Source organism: Halolamina sp. C58, assembly GCF_051195095.1.
Lineage (GTDB): Archaea > Halobacteriota > Halobacteria > Halobacteriales > Haloferacaceae > Halolamina.
Genome location: NZ_JBNTJY010000001.1, coordinates 1,273,918 through 1,291,094, shown reverse-complemented (window position 1 = coordinate 1,291,094; position 17,177 = coordinate 1,273,918). Strand labels below are relative to the sequence as shown.

Sequence of the window (17,177 nt, the reverse complement as noted above, 5' to 3'; positions counted from 1 at the left end):
CGTACCGTGCTTCACGTTGAGAAGTCCGATAACCACTTGATCTCCCCGTTGTAACGGGCTAGATCTTCTTCGGTGTCATCTAGGAGACTCTCTAGGTCGGAATAGCGAACCTCGCCAATAATGCCTGGTGCGAGATGGTGTCGGTTGTCCCCCCCGATGTTTATCGAGGCCATCCCCCCCGTACCCAAGTCACCGTCAGGGTACACTTGGACACGCGCGACGTACTCGTCGCCGCTCTGTTCGATATCCGTAATGGTCGCACCGATGCTCTCCCCCTGGACGACGTCCACGTCGCCGTCCCCCACCACGGAGTACTGACCGCCGACGAACGACTGCTGGCTCGCCACCGAGAGCGCCGAGTGAAGCGGGAACCCGTGGTTCAGCAGCTTCACCATCGCTTCCCCGACGCGCGTCGCACCACTGTTGACGACCTCGGTGAGCGTGACAACGCCGCCGACGGCGCCGTTCTCCAGCAGCGCCATCCCCTGATCGTAGGACGCACAGCCGTTCAGGAAGAACGCGTCGACGCCCACGAAGTCGAGTTCGCGCGCGTCGAGGCGCCCGTCCGAGCACTGGAACCCGTCAGATTCGACGTGGCCGATGTAGTGGAGGAACTCCCGCTCGGTTTCGAGCACGGCGGAGAGCCGGTCGGTCGTGAGGTTGCGGTACACGCGCAGGTCGAACGGGAACTCCGTATCGTCGCCGTACACTTCCTCGGCGACGTCGCCCTCCTCGGTCATCCCTTCGTCGTTGACGACGACGGTGACGCCGATCTCCTGAGAGGGCGTGTGTTCGAGACCGTTGCGGTAGCCGTCGATCGACGCCTTGATTCCGCCGACGGGGACGCCGTCGTCGGCCCAGACCGTCTCGAACGCGCCGGTCGGCTCCGGCTTCACCAGGTCCGGCAGCGACCCCTGGGGGGTCTGTGCTCGCTCGTCGCCCATGCTTCGCGTGCTGCTGCGCGTCGCCCCCGTAAGCGCGGTCACGTCGGGTCCGGAGCCGGCACGCGCGAAGTCGAACAGTGAGTCGGTCTGAACCTGCTCGGCGGTCGTGGCCTCACCGGCTGGCGTCTTGATCGTCGCGAGGTCTTCGAGCAGGTACGGCAGCAGTTCGGCGTTCTCCGGCTCCGGTGCGACGTAGCCCGCGGTTTTCCACTTGGGCACGCAGTCGGCGATCCGCTCGAAGGGGACCGTGAGGTACGCGTCCAGCTGTTCCGAGAGCGATCGATCGTAGAGGTCGGCCCAGTCGAGGTCGACCAGCGCGTCGACGTCGTCGCGTTCGGCGAGCTCGATCCGGTAGAACCCCTCCGTCCGGGCGACACAGTCGAACAGCAGCGTCTGTTTGAGCGTTTGGGCAACCGTCTCCTCGAACCCGCCCGGGCCGTCGAGCCGATGGGTGAACCCGTCCTTGCCGACGAGTCGGGGGACGGTTCCGGGCACCACCTCGGCGCCGAGGTAGAACGCCAGCGGCGCGACCGCGTAGACGAACCGCAGCCGCGGCGGCACTTCGATGCGGACGCCGGCGTCGGCCGGCGCCATCGACTCCGGAACGTCCAGTTCGTCGCCGAGTTCGATCTCCGGCGGGTGCCCACGCAGCGTCGGGTAGGACCGCTCGACGGAGGTGGTTTTCAGCGAGGAGGACATCGCCGACACGGCGCGCATCATATCGCGGGGCTCCCCGGTCGTCGTGATCGTCCCTGCAGGGTGGTTGTGCCGGGAGCGCCCGGCGACGAACAGGTCGCCGTCGGTGCTGACCGTCGTCGTCATCCCGTTGGTATCGACGTGCAGCGACCCCTCGATCCGGACGTACAGCTTCACCGGCTGTTCGAGCTCGATCAGGTACTCGCCGGGGTCGAGGTTGACCTCGTCAGTCCGGTCCAACTGGGCGACCACGTCGCCGTCGCCGTTCCGGATGAACGTCGCGACGTAGCTCCCGAGCGTGATGCTCCCGGTGTCGATCCGCGCGGCGGCGTCGACGGGGAAGTAGAACCGATCGCCGTCGATCGTCTCGACGTCGGCAGGCTCCGGCATTCGCACGACGCACTGGCGCTGCTCGATACTGTCCGTGACGTGGAGGGACGTCCCGCGGGTGGCGATGTCGATACTCACCGGGAAACCACCCCCGACGGAACCGCCTGCCCGGATCTCGCCATCTACGTCTCAGTGTTGATGCTTCGAATATAAAGGCTTCGTCACCCCGAGTGAAACACCGCCCCGGCCGCGCCGGCTCAGTCCGCGCGCTCGCTCGCCTCTCGGTGCCAGCGCTGGAGCCGTTCGCGGGAGATACCGGTCACGTCGGACAGTAGCTCGGGGCTGGCGGTCGCGAGCGACCGGACCGAGGTAACGCCCGCCTCCGCCAGCCGCTCGGCGTAGCTCTCGCCGATCCCCGAGATGTCGGTCAGCGGCGTCGGTTTCGACCGCTCGCGCCAGGCCGCCTCGGCCGCCAGCGGGTCGCCGCTCCCGTCGGCCGTCGCCGAGTCGCCGCCGCCCGTGGCGTTGGCGACCCACGCTGCCTCGTCGTCGGTGTCGTCGCCGTCGTCGACGGTTTCCACCTCGTCGAGCGCCTCGGACTCGCCGGCCGCCCCGTCGATCCACGCCGCCTCTTCGTCGAGTTCGCCGTCGTCCGTCTCTCCTTCATCGTCGCTCGTCTCCCCTTCACCGTCGCCGAGGCTGGAGGCAACCCACGCGGCCTCCTCGTCCCCGAGCCCGCGGACCTGCTCGGAGCGTCGGTCCAGATCCCCGTCGTTGTCGAACGACCACGACAGGGAGTGGTGGCGGCGGATCTTCGCGGCGACGCCGGGGTTGACCCCCGCTTCGAGCAGCATCCGGTAGGACACGTCCTTCTCGACGATGTCCTGTGCGGAGAACCCGGCCGACTCGACGGCGTCGGCGGTCGCCGGGCCGACGAACTTCAGGTCGGTCGGCGCGTCGACCGAGCGCCGCTCCTCCCCGTCGACGTCGGCCATCAGATGCTCCAGCAGGCGGGTCACGTTGGCTCGCAATCGTTCCCAAAGGCACTTGAAGCTTTGTGTGATTCGACTGCGGGTTCCCGGACGTAGAGCGCTTCTACGGCACGATCAGTGGCAGAGCGCGGGGACGGTGCAGTCCGGCGGTTGTCGCTACTCTTACGGTGCTGCCGAGCCCACCGCCGACTATGTACGGACTGGACGACGTGGAGACGGTCGGAGTCGTTGGCGCCGGGACGATGGGCGCCGGGATCGCACAGGTCGCCGCCACCGCGGGGTACGACGTGGTGATGCGGGACATCGAGCAGTCGTTTGTCGACCGCGGCTTCGAGACGATCGACGACTCGCTCTCGCGGCTGGTCGGCCGCGACGCGCTGAGCGAGCAGGAGGCCGAGGACGCGAAGGCGCGCATCACGGGAACGACGGAGCTCGACGACCTCGCGGGTGCGGAGATCGTCGTCGAGGCCGCGCCCGAGGAGATGGAGCTCAAGCAGTCGATCTTCGGCGATCTGGACGACGTGCTGGACGACGGGACGTTGCTGGCGACCAACACGTCCACGCTGTCGATCACGACGATCGCGAGCGCGACCGAGCGTGCGGACGCGGTCGTCGGCCTCCACTTCATGAACCCCGTCCCGATCATGGACGGCGTCGAGGTCGTCACCGGCGAGCGCACCGCCGACGAAGCCACGGATCTCGCACACGCGTTCGCGGAAGATCTCGGAAAGGAGACGTGGGAGTCCGACGACAAGCCGGGGTTCGTCACCAACCGCATCCTGATGCCCTGGATCAACGAGGGAATCCGCGCGTTCGACGAGGGCGTCGCCGAGAAGGAGGATATCGACCGCGGGATGACGCTCGGGACGAACGTCCCCATGGGCCCGCTCGAACTCGCCGACCACATCGGCCTCGACGTCTGCCTCCACGCCAGCGAGACGCTCCACGAGGAGCTCGGCGACCGCTACACGCCCGCGTACCTGCTGAAGCGGAAGGTCGAGGCCGGCGACCTCGGGAAGAAGACCGGCCGCGGGTTCTACGAGTACGGCGACGAGTAGCCGACAGAATCGCGACGAATAGCCGACAGAACCGCGACGAGTAGTCGGTTCAGCCGACCGACTGCGTTTTCGGACCCTTTTTGCCCCGTTCGGCCGACGACCCCGTATGCACGTCCGCATCGGCGACGGTGCCACCGACGAGGAGGCGTCGGCGGTCGCCGCCGCGCTGGCCGAACATCTCGGCGCCGACATCGAGGTGCTGGTCGGCGACGCCGACGAACCGGCGGCCACCGCCACGGCCCCCGAGACGGAGTACCCGCTCGACGACGACCTCGGACCGACCGAGCGCGAACGGAAACTCCGCGAGGAGATCGAGGAGATCCTCGGGGGCGGCCCCGAGAAGTACAAGGAACGACTGCCCGAGCAGGGCAAACTGTTCGTCCGCGACCGACTGGACCTCTGGTTCGGCGAGGGCGGCGACGGCGGCCCCGGCGACGCCGACCGCGAGGGTGCCGCCGACGGGGTCCAGTTCGAGGACGGGAAGTTCGCCGCGTTCGACGAGTGGCACCCCGACTCCCCCGAGGTCGAGGAGTACGACGAGAACACCCGACTCCCCGGCGACGGACTCCTGACCGGGGCGGCGACGTTCGAGAACCGCGACGTCCACTGGATGGCCAACGACTTCACCGTCAAGGCGGGGTCGATGGCCGGCCGCGGCGTCGAGAAGTTCCTCCGGATGCAGCAGCGCGCGCTGAAGTCCGGCAACCCCGTGCTCTACCTGATGGACTCCTCGGGCGGCCGGATCGACCAGCAGACCGGCTTCTTCGCCAACCGCGAGGGGATCGGGAAGTACTACTACAACCACTCGATGCTCTCGGGGTACGTCCCGCAGATCTGCGTGCTGTACGGCCCCTGCATCGCCGGCGCGGCCTACACGCCGGTGTTCGCCGACTTCACGATCATGGTCGAGGGGATGTCCGCGATGGCGATCGCCTCGCCGCGGATGGTGAAGATGGTGACCGGCGAGGAGATCGACATGCAGGACCTCGGCGGCCCCGCCGTCCACGCCAAACACTCCGGGAGCGCCGACCTCGTCGCGAAAGACGAGCGGGAGGCCCGCGCGATGGCCGCGAAGCTGATGAGCTACCTCCCAGACAAGGCCGGCGAGAAGCCGCCCCGATCCGAGCCGGAGAACCCCACGTTCTCCCCGGAGGGGATCGACGAGGTCGTCCCCGACAACCCGAACAAGGCGTACGACGTCCACGACCTGCTCGACCGGATCTGCGACGCCGAGTCGGTCATGGAGATGAAGCCGGAGTACGGACAGGAGATCGTCACCGCCTTTGCCCGGATCGACGGCCGGCCAGTCGGCGTCGTCGCGAACCAGCCCAACCACCGCTCGGGCGCGATCTTCCCCGACGCCGCCGAGAAAGCCGCGGAGTTCATCTGGACCTGCGACGCCTACGAGATCCCGCTGCTGTACCTCTGTGACACGCCGGGGTTCATGGCGGGCTCGGAGGTCGAGAAGGACGCGATCCTCGAGAAGGGGAAGAAGTTCATCTACGCCACCTCCTCGGCGACGGTGCCGAAACAGACCGTCGTCGTGCGGAAGGCGTACGGCGCCGGCATCTACGCGATGGGTGGCCCCGCCTACGACCCCGAGAGCGTGCTCGGGCTCCCCTCCGGCGAGATCGCGATCATGGGGCCCGAGGCGGCGATCAACGCGGTTTACGCCAACAAGCTCGACGCGATCGACGACCCCGAGGAGCGCAAACAGCGCGAGCAGGAACTCCGCGAGGAGTACCGACAGGACATCGACGCCCACCGGATGGCCAGCGAGGTCGTGATCGACGACGTGGTGCCGCCGTCGACGCTCCGGCAGGAGCTCGTCAACCGGTTCGCGTTCTACGAGGACGTCGAGAAGGACCTGCCCGACAAGAAACACGGCACCGTTCTTTAAACCGGATCACGGGAGCACGCCTCCCGTGCCCTGACGCTCCGACCGCGGTGGCACTGGGCGGGAGCGCGATCCCCCACCGCGGCGCCGTTCGATCGCCTGTTCGCCAGCGTCGCCGCCGCGTCACTCCGCCCCGAGCGCGTCGAGCAACACCACCCACGCGAGCGCGGCCAGCCCCACGTCCCGGATCAACACGTCGACGAAGCGCCCGTCCATGGCGGCGACGACCGCGAGGTAGAGGACCGTTACCGGAAGCGACACGGCGGCGACGGCCGTCGCGGGCGCCACGTAGCGGTCCGCGAGTAGCAGGCTGCCGACGAGCACCTCCGGCGGCCCGTTCGCGAGCATGAACAGCCGCGGGCTCACGACGAGCCACGGCGCCAGCCAGTCGGTCACGTAGACGCTCCACGCTGCCGGCGCCAGCAGCTTGTGCACCCCGGCGAACACCAGCATCACCCCGAGTCCGAGCCGTGCGACCGTCGCGGTGTCGACCGCCGCGATCAGGGGGGCGAGCAACGCCCGGAGCCGTGCGGTGACAGGGTCCATCCGCGGCCTACTCGGCGTTCTCGCGTTTCAGACTCAGCGCGGTCCGATCGAACTCGCAGACGAGGGTGTCACCGTTCGGTCCTCCGCCGTCCTCGTCGACTTTGAACGCCTTGACGTGCATCTCCACGATCCCGCGCTCGCCGTCGCTGGTCTCGTGTTTGTCCGTGACGGTCGTCCGCGCGTAGATCGTGTCGCCGTGGAAGACGGGGTTCGGGTGCTCGACGTTGTCGTAGGAGAGGTTCGCGACGATCGTCCCGTCGGTGGTGTCGGGGATCGTGAGTCCGACCGCGAGCGACATCGTGTACAGCCCGTTGACCAGCCGTTCGCCGAACTGCGTCTCCCCGGCGAAGTCGGCGTCGAGGTGGAGCGGCTGCTGGTTCATCGTCATGTCACAGAACGCCTGATTGTCCGACTCCGAGACGGTGCGGCGCTTCTCGTGCTCGATCGTCTCGCCGACCTCGAACTCCTCGTAGTAGCGTCCCGTCATACCCACGGGCTCGGCCGGTCGGCGCAAAACGCTGCCGACTCGATCCCGACCAGGTGAACTACCCCACCCTAGTCCCTCACCGCTGACGTGTTTCGCTCCTTGAGGGTGGGGCTTCCTGTTTCCACGACGCGCTTTGCAGATACAGGTGTATCCGCAGGGAGCGCAGTCTCCACAGGCGTTGATTCGGAGTGCCCCACTCCTACTTTTTCGAGACCGCGAGAACGGATATTCCACGACGCATTTGCGTCTCTATCCGCCTCAAACCCACATGACGGGCACGAGTGTTCACGGACCCATAGGGGTTTGTCCGTTTCCGTTCCACACGACGCACACTCTTTAGTCGTTCCTCGGGGGTCTACAGCAACGAAGTGCGTCCCTTCCCGCTCGCACTTGTATTCGAGCATTCGAAGAAACATTCCCCACGAGGCCCCGGCACGGTTCCGAGAGTTGCCGGGGAGTTCGACTAGTCCTTTCGCGTCCAAACCCTCGACCGCTACAAGGTCGTACTCGCGGGCGTAGTAGTTCGACAACTTGTGGAGGAAGTCCCTGCGCTTGCGCTTCAGGTCGGCGTAACGCTGAGCGACGGTCTTGCGCTGTTTTTCCCAGTTGTTCGAGCCGTGTTCCTTCCGCGAGAGGTTACGTTGAGCGCGTTCTAACCGCTCACGCTCGTCGGAGAAGTCTGGTGACTCGACAGCTGTTCCATCAGTATCTTGTGCGTACTTCAGGATACCAACGTCAACACCGACGACTCGTTCTGGATTCTCTGGCTTCTCAGGAGTGTCTTCGTTCACGTCGATGCCGAATGTAGCGAACCACTCGCCCGTGGGTTCGCGTTTGACCGTGACTTGTTTGATGGTCGCGTTCTCGGGAATGTCGCGGTGGAGGTAAATCGGAATCTCACCGATTTTGCTCAACCACAGGACGGGCCGACCACTCGTATTCTTGAGTTCGAAGCCGGACTGGTTGTAGGTGAGCGACCGATACTCTCGAGGCGGTTTCCACTTGAGCATTCCCACGGCGCATCCGTTCTCCTTCTGCGCTTTGAGCGTGGAGAGGTTGTCGTAGACCCGCTTGACGACCATCTGCAACACTTTCGAGTGAATGTCCCCGAGGCCATCCCACCACGTTTTGAGATCGGGGAGTTGTCCCTGTACCTTGTAGCGTGCTGGAATATCGTCTGCCTCGTTGAGTTTGTGGAGGACGTGGTTGTAGAGTTGTCTACAAGTATCGACGTGGTGCAGAAGCGTCTCGGTGAGGGCTTCCGGTGGGTCGAGCCGATACTTGTAGTTGTAGTACATCTATGACTCTCGTTCCTCAATGAGTTCGTCCAATTTCTCTTGGACGAACGAGGAAAGGTTCAGGTGATTATCCTGAATCCACTCCTCTTGGTCGTCACGGATGGAGATGTTCTTACGCGTTGCCACAACACACTTTACGTAACTTGTGTAAATAGGGTTTGGGGTTGACGTTGGCCAGTTGTTTCGGAGTGTTTGTGAGACGATGACGGCGCTGTATCCCCTCTTTACTGCGCTACTCGGCCGCTTCGCTCCCTGCGTTGCTTCTTAAGGAAGAGAGATTAGCACCTGAAAAACAGTTAACTCCGCGCCGGCTGAGTCGGTAGGTATGGCACGTAGAAGCCTCCTGTTCTCGCCGGGCGACCGCCCGGAGCTGATGCGCAAGGCACCGGAATCCGGCGCGGACACGGTCTGTTTCGACCTCGAAGACGCCGTCGCGCCGAGCCAACGCGCCGCCGCGAGGGAGTCGGTTCGCGAGGTGCTCGCCGATCCGGCGTTCGACCCCGACTGCGAGGTGACCGTCCGGGTGAGCGTCGACGCTGCCGCGGACCTCGACGCGCTGCTGGACGGCGCGCCCGACTCGATGCGACTCGACGGCGTGATGGTGCCCAAAGTCGCCGAGCCCGAGGACGTGCAGTGGGTGGCCGACCTGCTCGACGAGCACGACGTCGACCCCGCGCTGCTCGCGCTCGTGGAGACCGCCCGCGGCGTGCTGCGCGCCGAGGACATCGCCGACGCGCGGGCGACAGACGCGCTGGTGTTCGGCGCCGAAGATCTCGCCGCCGACGTTGGGGCGACGCGGACCGACGAGGGGACCGAAGTGCTGCACGCTCGCCAACAGGTGGTGCTGGCCGCGAGCGCGGCGGGGATCGACGCCATCGACACCGTGTTCACCGACTTCGAGGACGAGACGGGGCTTCGCGAGACGACCGAGTTCGCGCTCCAGTTGGGGTACGACGGGAAGATGGCGATCCACCCCGCACAGGTGGGCGTGATCAACGACGCGTTCACACCCTCGCCCGAGCGCGTCGAGTGGGCCGAGCGCGTGCTGGACGCACGCGACGAGGCCGAACGAGAGGGGCGTGCGGTGTTCAGCGTCGACGGCGAGATGATCGACGCGCCGCTGATTGCGCAGGCCGAGCGCGTGCTCGAACGGGCGGCCGCGGGCGAGAAGCGGTAATCCTTCACAAACTTTCCGTCGGGACTTCGGCAGGCTTATTCGAGCTACGGGCGAATTTCGCGCCGGAATGTCAGACGAAGCAAACCCGTTCGAGAGTCTGCAGGAGCAGATCGACGACGCGGCCGCGTACCTCGACGTCGACGACGACGTCATCCACCGGCTCAAGTACCCCGAGCGCGTGCTCGAGACGAACCTCTCTGTGGACATGGACGACGGGTCGATCGAGCGCTTCAAGGCGTTCCGATCGGAGTTCAACGGCGACCGAGGCCCCTACAAAGGGGGGATTCGCTACCACCCCGGCGTCACCCGCGACGAGGTCAAGGCGCTGTCGGGGTGGATGGTGTACAAGTGTGCCGTCGTCGACATCCCCTACGGCGGCGGGAAAGGGGGGATCGTGATCGACCCCTCCGAGTACTCCGCGACCGAGATCGAGAACATCACCCGATCGTTCGCCGAAGAACTGCGCCCGTTCATCGGCGAGGACAAGGACGTGCCCGCGCCCGACGTGAACACGGGCCAGCGGGAGATGAACTGGATCAAGGACACGTACGAAACGCTGGAGAACACCACCGAGCCCGGCGTCGTGACCGGGAAGTCCATCGAGGCCGGCGGGAGCGCGGGCCGCGTCGAGGCGACGGGGCGCTCGACCGCGATCACCGCCCGCGAGGCGTTCGACTACCTCGGTCGGGACATCGTCGGCGCCGACGTGGCCGTACAGGGGTACGGCAACGCGGGCTGGATCGCCACGAAGCTCATCGACGAGCTGGGCGCCAATATCGTCGCCGTCTCCGACTCCTCCGGCGGCATCTACGACCCCACCGGGCTCGACCCCGTTGAGGTCAAGGAGTTCAAACGTGACACCGGCTCCGTCTCCGGCTACGAGGACACCGAGGCACTGACCAACGAGGAGCTGCTCACGATGGACGTCGACCTGCTGGTGCCCGCGGCGCTGGAGAACGCCATCGACGGGGACCTCGCCGAGGACGTCTCCGCCGACGTGATCGTCGAGGCCGCCAACGGCCCGCTCACCCCCGACGCCGACGACGTGCTGACCGAGAAGGACGTCCACGTGTTCCCGGACATCCTCGCCAACGCCGGCGGCGTGACCGTCTCCTACTTCGAGTGGGTCCAGAACCGCCAGCGCTTCTACTGGGACGAAGAGCGCGTCAACGAGGAGTTGGAGGCAGTCATCACCGACGCGTTCGACGACCTCACGGACGCGTACGCGAGCTTCGACCTGCCGAACTTCCGAACCGCGGCGTACGTCGTCGCGATCCAGCGCGTCGTCGACGCGTTCACCGACAACGGCAACTGGCCGTAGAGGCTCCTGTCGCACTGACCTGGCCGCCCGCTGTGTGTTTCTCCGGGTCGCCCGTCCCCGAGCCTCGGCTGTCGCGACCGCCCGCTTCGGTAGTTCTTTCTTCGCCGGCGTCGAGGATCGCGTATGGTGAATCTCGGACTCGTAGTAGCGCAGTTCAACGCTTCCGTCACCGAGCGGATGGCGGAGGCGGCGGAAGACGCCGCCGCGGATCGAGGCGTCGAGATCGACGAAACTGTACACGTGCCCGGCGTGTACGACAGCCCGCTGGCCGCAGACCGCCTCGCCCGGCGCGAGGAGATCGACGCCGTCGCGGTCGTCGGCGCGGTCGTCACGGGCGATACGGACCACGACCAGGTGATCAGCGACGCGACCGCGGAGTCGCTCCAGTCGGTCGGACTGGACCGAGACACGCCGGTCACGTTCGGCATCACCGGCCCGGGGCAGAGCGGCGCGGAGGCACGCGAGCGTGTCGAGAAGGGTGCAGCCGCCGTCGACGCTGCGGTCGACATGGTGGAGGTCCTGCCATGAGCGAGCGCGAGTGGAACTTCGCCGAACGCGTCGGTCGCGTCGAGCCGTCGGCGACCGTCGCGGTCGGCAACAAGGCCAGCGAACTCCAGGAGCAGGGGATCGACGTGGTCGACCTCTCCGTGGGCGAGCCTGATTTCCCGACGCCCGAGCGCATCCGCGAGGCGGGCCAGCAGGCGATCGCGGACGGGCACACGGGCTACACGGCCTCCAGCGGGATTCCGGAGCTCCGGGAGGCGATCTCGACCGACCTGAAGGGGAAAGGCGTCGCCTGCGAGCCCGGCAACGTCGTCGTCACTCCCGGCGCGAAGCAGGCCCTGTTCGAGACGGTGCAGGCGCTGGTCGACGAGGGCGACGAGGTGATCCTGCTCGACCCCGCGTGGGTCTCCTACGAGGCGATGGTGAAACTCGCCGGCGGCGACCTCACGCGGGTCGATCTGGGTCAGCACGACTTCGACCTCGAACCCGCACTGGACGATCTGGCGGCCGCGGTCTCCGACGAGACCCAGCTGCTGCTCGTGAACTCGCCCTCCAACCCCACCGGTGCGGTGTTCTCCGACGCCGCGCTCGAAGGGGTGCGCGATCTCGCGGTCGAGCACGACGTGACCGTCGTCGCCGACGAGATCTACGACCGGATCACGTACGACGCCGACCCCACCTCGCTCGCGTCGTTCGACGGGATGGCCGAGCGGACGGTGACGGTCAACGGGTTCTCGAAGGCGTACTCGATGACCGGCTGGCGGCTGGGCTACCTCGCCGCGCCCGAGCCACTGATCGATCAGGTGTCGAAGGTCCACGGCCACTCGGTGACGTGTGCGCCCAACTTCGTCCAGCACGCCGGCGTCGAGGCGATCCGGAGCGTCGAGAGCGACGTCGCGACGATGGTCGAGGCGTTCGAACGCCGGCGCGATCTCGTGGTCGATCTGCTCGCGGATCACGGGAAAGTGATCCCGAAGCCCGAGGGGGCGTTCTACGCGATGATCCCGACTGAATCGGGCCCGAGCGACGACGTGGCCTGGGCCGACGCGGCCATCGAGGACGCCCACGTCGCGACCGTCCCCGGCAGCGCGTTCAACGCCCCGGGCTACGCCCGAATCTCCTACGCCGCCAGCGAGGAGCGACTGAAGGAAGGGTTCGAACGGCTGGCCGCGGAAGGGCTGATCTGACTCCTCGCGCGAATCGGTTTTTGTCGAACGAAGAGACCGCGATCGAGCAGCCCCGCCGGCTCGCTTACTCGTGGCCCGAGACCGCGACCGGCTGGTACGGCTCCTCGAGGTACTCGATCTCCGAAGTGCTCAGCGACACCGAGAGCGCCTCGACCGCGTCTTCCAGATGCTCGACGCTCGTGGTGCCGACGATGGGAGCGTCGACGGCGTCCTTGTGTAGCAGCCACGCCAGCGCGATCTGGGCCATCTTCAGATCCTTCTCGGCGGCGAGCTCCTCGACGCGTTCGTTCACTTCGCGCCCCCCGTTTTCGAGGTACGGGTGGCGGTCGGCCTCGGCCTCGCTCCGTCCCCGCGTGGTGGTTTCCAGCTCCTCGTGTGGGCGCGCGAGGAAGCCACGGGCCAGCGGCGACCACGGGAGCACGCCGACGTTTTCCCGTTCACACAGCGGCAGCATCTCCCGCTCCTCCTCGCGGTAGAGGAGGTTGTAGTGGTTCTGCATCGTGACGTAGCGCTCCAGCCCCTCGCGGTCGCTGGTGTGGAGCGCGTCGGCGAACTGGTGGGCCCACATCGACGAGGTGCCGACGTGGCGGGCTTTCCCCCGCCGGACGGCGTCGTCGAGCGCCCGCATCGTCGTCTCGATCGGCGTGTCGTCGTCCCAGCGGTGGGTCTGGTAGAGATCGACGGTGTCCATCCCGAGGCGGTCGAGCGAGTCGTCGAGCTCCTGCTCGATCGCCTTCCGGGAGAGGCCGCCCGAGTTCGGGTCGCCCTCGCGCATCTGGAAGTACCCCTTCGTCGCGACTACCATCTCGTTTCGGTCGTACTCCGCCAGCGCGTTTCCGAGGATGTGCTCGGACTCGCCCTTCGAGTACATGTTCGCGGTGTCGAAGAAGTTGATCCCGAGCTCGACCGCACGGTCGATCAGCTCGCGGCTCTCCTCCTCTTCGAGCACCCAGTCGCGCCACGATGGGTCGCCGAAACTCATGCAGCCGAGCGCGATGCGGGAGACCTCGATACCGGTGTCACCGAGCGTGGTGTACTCCATGGCGGAGTCGTTGTTCCGGTGTGACAAAAACCCACGTACGCCGGCGAACGGCTCAGTCCCGGAAGCTGGCGGTGTAGACGAGGAACGCGCCGGTGATCAGGACGAACGCGAGGAACGTCACGAGCGCGAGCACGACCACTAACGGCTCCAGTATTCCGAGATACGATTCGCCGGCGGGCGTCGTCGACAGCGCGATCGCCGCCAGTAGCGCGGCGATCAGCCCCAGCAGCCAGTCTCGAAGGACGTTTTCGTACTCCATACGGGGCGTTCCCGGTCCAGCAGGGAAACTCCACCGACCGGCGGCGGGCCGGTCGAACTTTACGTCGAGCGGCCATCGCCGCGCGCATGGAACCGTTCAGCGTCCCAGACCACCGGCCAGTTCCACGATGACGCTGTGGCTGCTCGGCACCCATCTCGACCGGACCGCCGCCTCCCTCGACGAGCACGACCGCGTCCTCCTGATCGAGGCGACCGAGTTCGCGGAGCGACGCCCGTACCACCCGCACAAGCTGACGCTGGTGTTCGCCGCGATGCGTCGGTTCCGCGACGACCTCAGAGCGCGCGGACTGACCGTCGACTACCGCCGAGTCGAGACGTTCGCCGAGGCTCTCGACGATCACTTCGACGAGCATCCGGGGGACGACCTGACGATGCCACGCCCCGCCGCAGACGCTGCCGAGGACCGACTCCGAGAGCTCGTCGACGATCGTGGCGGCAGCCTCTCGTTCGTCCCGAACCCCACCTTCCTCCTCACCCCCGAGGAGTTCGACGAGTGGGCCGAGGGCCGAAACACGAACGACCCCGACACTTACCGGATGGAGGGGTTCTACCGATGGATGCGCCGCCGGTCGGGCGTGTTGATGGACGGCGACTCGCCCGTAGGGGGCGAGTGGAACTACGACGAGCAGAACCGCGAGACGCCGCCGGCGGACTGGGAACCGCCGGACCCTCCAGAGTTCGAGCCCGACGAGACCACACGCGAGGTGGCGTCGTGGGTCGACTCGACGTTCGAGACGTTCGTCGACGGGGCGGAGACCGCCCCGTTCCGCTGGCCGGTCACGCGGGAGGAGGCGCTGTCGGCACTGGAACGGTTCGTCGACGCCCGGTTTGCCGAGTTCGGGCCCTACCAAGACGCGATGATCGAGGGCGAGTGGGCGATGACTCACTCGCTGCTGTCGGCGTCGATCAACCTCGGGCTGCTCCGCCCGATGGAGGTGATCGAACGGGCCGAACGCGCGTACGAGGACGGGGACGCGCCGATCAACAGCGTCGAGGGGTTCGTCCGCCAGGTGCTGGGCTGGCGGGAGTTCGTGCGCCACGTCTACCGGCGCTCGATGCCCGCGATGGCCGACGCGAACCAGCTCGGGCAGGCGGAGGATCTCCCGCCCGCGTACTGGACCGGCGAGACGGAGATGACTTGTCTCTCGGAGGCCGTCGAGGGCGTCCGGAAGCGGGGCTACGCCCACCACATCGAGCGCCTGATGGTGCTCTCGAACTTCGCGCTGGTGTACGGCGCCGACCCGCAGGAACTCAACGAGTGGTTCCACCAGGGGTTCGTCGACGCGTTCCACTGGGTCACGACCCCCAACGTCGTCGGGATGGGCTCGTTCGCGACCGACGCGCTCTCCTCGAAACCGTACGCCTCGTCGGGGAGCTACGTGAACCGCATGAGCGACTACTGCTCGTCGTGTCCCTACGCGGTCTCTCGGGACACCGGCGAGGGGGCGTGTCCGTTCAACAGCCTCTACTGGACGTTCCTCCGGGAGCACGAGGAGACGCTCCGCGGGACGGGGAGAATGGGGCTGATGTACTCTCACGTCGACGACAAGGGCGAGGACGAGTGGGCAGCGCTGGAGGAGCGGGCGGAGACGGTCCGGGAGATGGCACGGGAGGGAGAGCTCTGACTACGCCCGGATAGCGAACAGGCGACCCGACGGCTCCGCGAGCCGGTGGGTCGCGCTCCCGCCTCGTTCGGCTCGCGGTGACTGTCACCGCACGGCGAGCCTGGTCGCGTTCTCGGTGATAAACGTTCGCCGGGGCTGGGGCTGTCGGACGGTGAAAAGCGGCGAGAACTGCGGGCGTCGTTAGTGCTGGTGACCCATCGCGTCGGCCAGCGAGAGGCCGAAGCGCTCCTCGAACAGCTCCTCGAGCGTCTCGTTCGCGTCCTCGATCTCGTTCGCGACGCCGCCTTCCGCGTGGTGGACGCGGGCGTGTGCCTGTTGGGCGAACGCCTGCAGCACGATGTCCGCGAGGATCTCGGCGTCGGGCTCGTCGCCGTCGCGCATCAGTTCGAGCATGACGGGCGGCACGTCGACAGTGTCGGTTTCGCCGTCGGGGCCTTCGACCGTGAACGTCTTCGTATCGGTCATACGGGAGAATCGGGGGTCGGACGTAAGGCTCTGTGGGTCTCGGCTCGCGGGTGAGGATTTGGTCGGCTAGTCGTCGCCCGCCGCCGGCTCGGGCGTCGTGTCGACGCCGAGCTCGCCGGCACGTTCGCGCTGCTCCAGCCAGTCGTCGGCGTCGAGTGCGGCCTCGCTCCCCATCCCCGCGGCGGTGACCGCCTGCTGGTAGTGGTGGTCGACGACGTCGCCGGCGCCGAACAGCCCCGGCACGCCGGTCGCGGTCTGCCCGCCGCCGCGACCGCCCTCCGTGATGATGTACCCCTCGTCGTCGAGGTCGACGCCCGTGTCGTCGAGGTAGTCGGTGTTCGGCGTGTGGCCGATGGCGTAGAACACCGCACCGACGTCCATCTCGAACGACTCGACGCTCTCGTCGCCCGCTTCGAACTTCTCCTTGGGGTGGCCGTCGGGGTGGCGGACGAGGCTGGCGTGGTCGATCCCCTCGTCGGGATCGCCGTGGATCTCGGTGAGCTCGGTGTTCCAGAGGATCTCCACGTCGCCGTCGTCGACCTTGTCCATGATGCGGTCGATCCAGTAGTCCTCCGCGCGGAACTCGTCGCGGCGGTGGGCGATGTAGACGGTGTCGGCGAACTTCGTGAGGAAGTTCGCCTCCTCCATCGCGGCGTCGCCGCCGCCGACGACGAGCATGTCCTCGCCGCGGAAGAACGCGCCGTCGCAGGTGGCACACGTCGAGAGCCCGTACCCCATCAGTTCGTCCTCGCCGGGGACGCCCAGCGTGCGCGCGGAGGCGCCCGAGGCGGCGACGAACGCGTCGCAGGTGTACACGTCGCCGTCGCGCATCTCCACGCGGAACGGCGAGCCGTCGGCGCCCTCCGCCTCGCCGAGCGGGGTCACGTCCACGACGATCCCGTGATCGAGTTCGGCGCCGAAGCGCTCGGCCTGCTCTTTCATGTTGTTCACCAGCTCGGGCCCGGAGATCCCCTCGGGGAAGCCGGGGTAGTTGTCGACCTCGGTGGTCAGCGTGAGCTGGCCGCCCGGCTCGTCGCCCTCGAACACCAGCGGCTCGTTGTTCGACCGGCCGGCGTAGATCGCTGTGGTGAGCCCCGCGATCCCCGTGCCGGCGATAATTAGGCGACGGTGTTCGACCGCCCCCTCGACGTTCTCGCTCATGGATCGGGGTAGGCGGCTGTGGGGTATGTACGTTATGGAAGTTACAAGGCTAAAACCTCGTCCTTCAGGGCGGGGATACAGCCGAAAACTCCTCCACAATCCACCGTCGGCGGCAAGGCCGGATATTCCACGTCACCCGACACTATTAATAAAATACCACTCATAACC

16 protein-coding genes are annotated in these 17,177 nt (G+C 66.8%); 7 read left to right on the top strand and 9 right to left on the bottom strand.

The annotated features are described in order from the left end of the window. Positions 1-11 precede the first annotated feature (11 nt). Both ACQUSM_RS06845 and ACQUSM_RS06840 read right to left on the bottom strand, forming a co-directional pair. Positions 12-2,108, bottom strand: a complete 2,097-nt coding sequence (locus ACQUSM_RS06845) for a hypothetical protein (protein WP_435117049.1) — start codon at positions 2,106-2,108, stop codon at positions 12-14. 119 nt (positions 2,109-2,227) lie between these two features. Next, entirely contained in the window at positions 2,228-2,989 is a 762-nt protein-coding gene (locus ACQUSM_RS06840) for a DUF7409 domain-containing protein (protein ID WP_435117047.1), read from the bottom strand. Between the two features lie 164 nt (positions 2,990-3,153). On the opposite strand from ACQUSM_RS06840, the gene ACQUSM_RS06835 reads away from it, so the two are divergent. Together ACQUSM_RS06835 and ACQUSM_RS06830 are read left to right on the top strand one after the other, a co-directional pair. Beyond that, positions 3,154-4,020 (top strand): 3-hydroxyacyl-CoA dehydrogenase family protein, encoded by an 867-nt coding sequence (locus ACQUSM_RS06835; protein ID WP_435117045.1) that lies wholly within the window; start codon positions 3,154-3,156, stop codon positions 4,018-4,020. A gap of 106 nt (positions 4,021-4,126) precedes the next feature. Continuing rightward, a complete protein-coding gene (locus ACQUSM_RS06830; RefSeq protein WP_435117043.1) occupies positions 4,127-5,920 on the top strand; it encodes an acyl-CoA carboxylase subunit beta in 1,794 nt (597 codons plus the stop codon). Positions 5,921-6,040: 120 nt separating this feature from the next. On the opposite strand, the gene ACQUSM_RS06825 is transcribed toward ACQUSM_RS06830, so the two are convergent. The 3 genes from ACQUSM_RS06825 to ACQUSM_RS06815 all read right to left on the bottom strand — a co-directional run bounded on the left by ACQUSM_RS06825 (position 6,041) and on the right by ACQUSM_RS06815 (position 8,248). Then, a complete protein-coding gene (locus ACQUSM_RS06825; protein ID WP_435117041.1) occupies positions 6,041-6,463 on the bottom strand; it encodes a DoxX family membrane protein in 423 nt (140 codons plus the stop codon). Between the two features lie 7 nt (positions 6,464-6,470). Continuing rightward, positions 6,471-6,950, bottom strand: a complete 480-nt coding sequence (locus ACQUSM_RS06820; protein ID WP_435117039.1) for a MaoC family dehydratase — start codon at positions 6,948-6,950, stop codon at positions 6,471-6,473. Positions 6,951-7,018: 68 nt separating this feature from the next. Beyond that, positions 7,019-8,248 carry an RNA-guided endonuclease InsQ/TnpB family protein gene (locus ACQUSM_RS06815; protein WP_435117037.1) on the bottom strand — a complete coding sequence of 410 codons (1,230 nt, stop codon included), beginning with the start codon at positions 8,246-8,248 and terminating at the stop codon, positions 7,019-7,021. 325 nt (positions 8,249-8,573) lie between these two features. Between ACQUSM_RS06815 and ACQUSM_RS06810 the strand changes: the two genes are divergently transcribed. The 4 genes from ACQUSM_RS06810 to ACQUSM_RS06795 all read left to right on the top strand — a co-directional run bounded on the left by ACQUSM_RS06810 (position 8,574) and on the right by ACQUSM_RS06795 (position 12,437). Then, a complete protein-coding gene (locus ACQUSM_RS06810) occupies positions 8,574-9,425 on the top strand; it encodes an HpcH/HpaI aldolase/citrate lyase family protein (RefSeq protein WP_435117034.1) in 852 nt (283 codons plus the stop codon). Positions 9,426-9,492: 67 nt separating this feature from the next. Further along, positions 9,493-10,746, top strand: coding sequence for a Glu/Leu/Phe/Val family dehydrogenase (locus ACQUSM_RS06805; protein ID WP_435117031.1), 1,254 nt, complete (start codon positions 9,493-9,495; stop codon positions 10,744-10,746). A gap of 123 nt (positions 10,747-10,869) precedes the next feature. Beyond that, complete coding sequence (gene ribH, locus ACQUSM_RS06800) at positions 10,870-11,274, top strand: 6,7-dimethyl-8-ribityllumazine synthase (RefSeq protein WP_435117029.1); 405 nt, start codon at positions 10,870-10,872, stop codon at positions 11,272-11,274. Continuing rightward, positions 11,271-12,437, top strand: coding sequence for a pyridoxal phosphate-dependent aminotransferase (locus ACQUSM_RS06795; RefSeq protein ID WP_435117027.1), 1,167 nt, complete (start codon positions 11,271-11,273; stop codon positions 12,435-12,437). Before ribH ends, ACQUSM_RS06795 begins: the two co-directional genes overlap by 4 nt. 64 nt (positions 12,438-12,501) lie before the next feature. On the opposite strand, the gene ACQUSM_RS06790 is transcribed toward ACQUSM_RS06795, so the two are convergent. Continuing rightward, complete coding sequence (locus ACQUSM_RS06790; RefSeq protein WP_435117025.1) at positions 12,502-13,479, bottom strand: aldo/keto reductase; 978 nt, start codon at positions 13,477-13,479, stop codon at positions 12,502-12,504. A 52-nt stretch (positions 13,480-13,531) separates the two neighbouring features. Further along, positions 13,532-13,738, bottom strand: a complete 207-nt coding sequence (locus ACQUSM_RS06785) for a hypothetical protein (protein ID WP_053947447.1) — start codon at positions 13,736-13,738, stop codon at positions 13,532-13,534. A gap of 127 nt (positions 13,739-13,865) precedes the next feature. Between ACQUSM_RS06785 and ACQUSM_RS06780 the strand changes: the two genes are divergently transcribed. Then, entirely contained in the window at positions 13,866-15,383 is a 1,518-nt protein-coding gene (locus ACQUSM_RS06780) for a cryptochrome/photolyase family protein (protein ID WP_435117022.1), read from the top strand. 180 nt (positions 15,384-15,563) lie between these two features. On the opposite strand, the gene ACQUSM_RS06775 is transcribed toward ACQUSM_RS06780, so the two are convergent. Both ACQUSM_RS06775 and ACQUSM_RS06770 read right to left on the bottom strand, forming a co-directional pair. Beyond that, a complete protein-coding gene (locus ACQUSM_RS06775) occupies positions 15,564-15,848 on the bottom strand; it encodes a DUF7545 family protein (RefSeq protein WP_435117020.1) in 285 nt (94 codons plus the stop codon). Positions 15,849-15,914: 66 nt separating this feature from the next. Further along, positions 15,915-17,009, bottom strand: coding sequence for an NAD(P)/FAD-dependent oxidoreductase (locus ACQUSM_RS06770; RefSeq protein ID WP_435117018.1), 1,095 nt, complete (start codon positions 17,007-17,009; stop codon positions 15,915-15,917). Positions 17,010-17,177 lie beyond the last annotated feature (168 nt).

Excerpts from the sequence above, each read along its gene's own strand:
- ACQUSM_RS06835 (WP_435117045.1), top strand. The coding sequence starts at position 3,154 with ATGTACGGACTGGACGACGTGGAGACGGTCGGAGTCGTTGGCGCCGGG.
- ACQUSM_RS06830 (WP_435117043.1), top strand. The coding sequence starts at position 4,127 with ATGCACGTCCGCATCGGCGACGGTGCCACCGACGAGGAGGCGTCGGCG.
- ACQUSM_RS06825 (WP_435117041.1), bottom strand. The coding sequence starts at position 6,463 with ATGGACCCTGTCACCGCACGGCTCCGGGCGTTGCTCGCCCCCCTGATC.
- ACQUSM_RS06820 (WP_435117039.1), bottom strand. The coding sequence starts at position 6,950 with ATGACGGGACGCTACTACGAGGAGTTCGAGGTCGGCGAGACGATCGAG.
- ACQUSM_RS06815 (WP_435117037.1), bottom strand. The coding sequence starts at position 8,248 with ATGTACTACAACTACAAGTATCGGCTCGACCCACCGGAAGCCCTCACC.
- ACQUSM_RS06810 (WP_435117034.1), top strand. The coding sequence starts at position 8,574 with ATGGCACGTAGAAGCCTCCTGTTCTCGCCGGGCGACCGCCCGGAGCTG.
- ACQUSM_RS06805 (WP_435117031.1), top strand. The coding sequence starts at position 9,493 with ATGTCAGACGAAGCAAACCCGTTCGAGAGTCTGCAGGAGCAGATCGAC.
- ribH (WP_435117029.1), top strand. The coding sequence starts at position 10,870 with ATGGTGAATCTCGGACTCGTAGTAGCGCAGTTCAACGCTTCCGTCACC.
- ACQUSM_RS06795 (WP_435117027.1), top strand. The coding sequence starts at position 11,271 with ATGAGCGAGCGCGAGTGGAACTTCGCCGAACGCGTCGGTCGCGTCGAG.
- ACQUSM_RS06790 (WP_435117025.1), bottom strand. The coding sequence starts at position 13,479 with ATGGAGTACACCACGCTCGGTGACACCGGTATCGAGGTCTCCCGCATC.
- ACQUSM_RS06785 (WP_053947447.1), bottom strand. The coding sequence starts at position 13,738 with ATGGAGTACGAAAACGTCCTTCGAGACTGGCTGCTGGGGCTGATCGCC.
- ACQUSM_RS06780 (WP_435117022.1), top strand. The coding sequence starts at position 13,866 with ATGACGCTGTGGCTGCTCGGCACCCATCTCGACCGGACCGCCGCCTCC.
- ACQUSM_RS06775 (WP_435117020.1), bottom strand. The coding sequence starts at position 15,848 with ATGACCGATACGAAGACGTTCACGGTCGAAGGCCCCGACGGCGAAACC.
- ACQUSM_RS06770 (WP_435117018.1), bottom strand. The coding sequence starts at position 17,009 with ATGAGCGAGAACGTCGAGGGGGCGGTCGAACACCGTCGCCTAATTATC.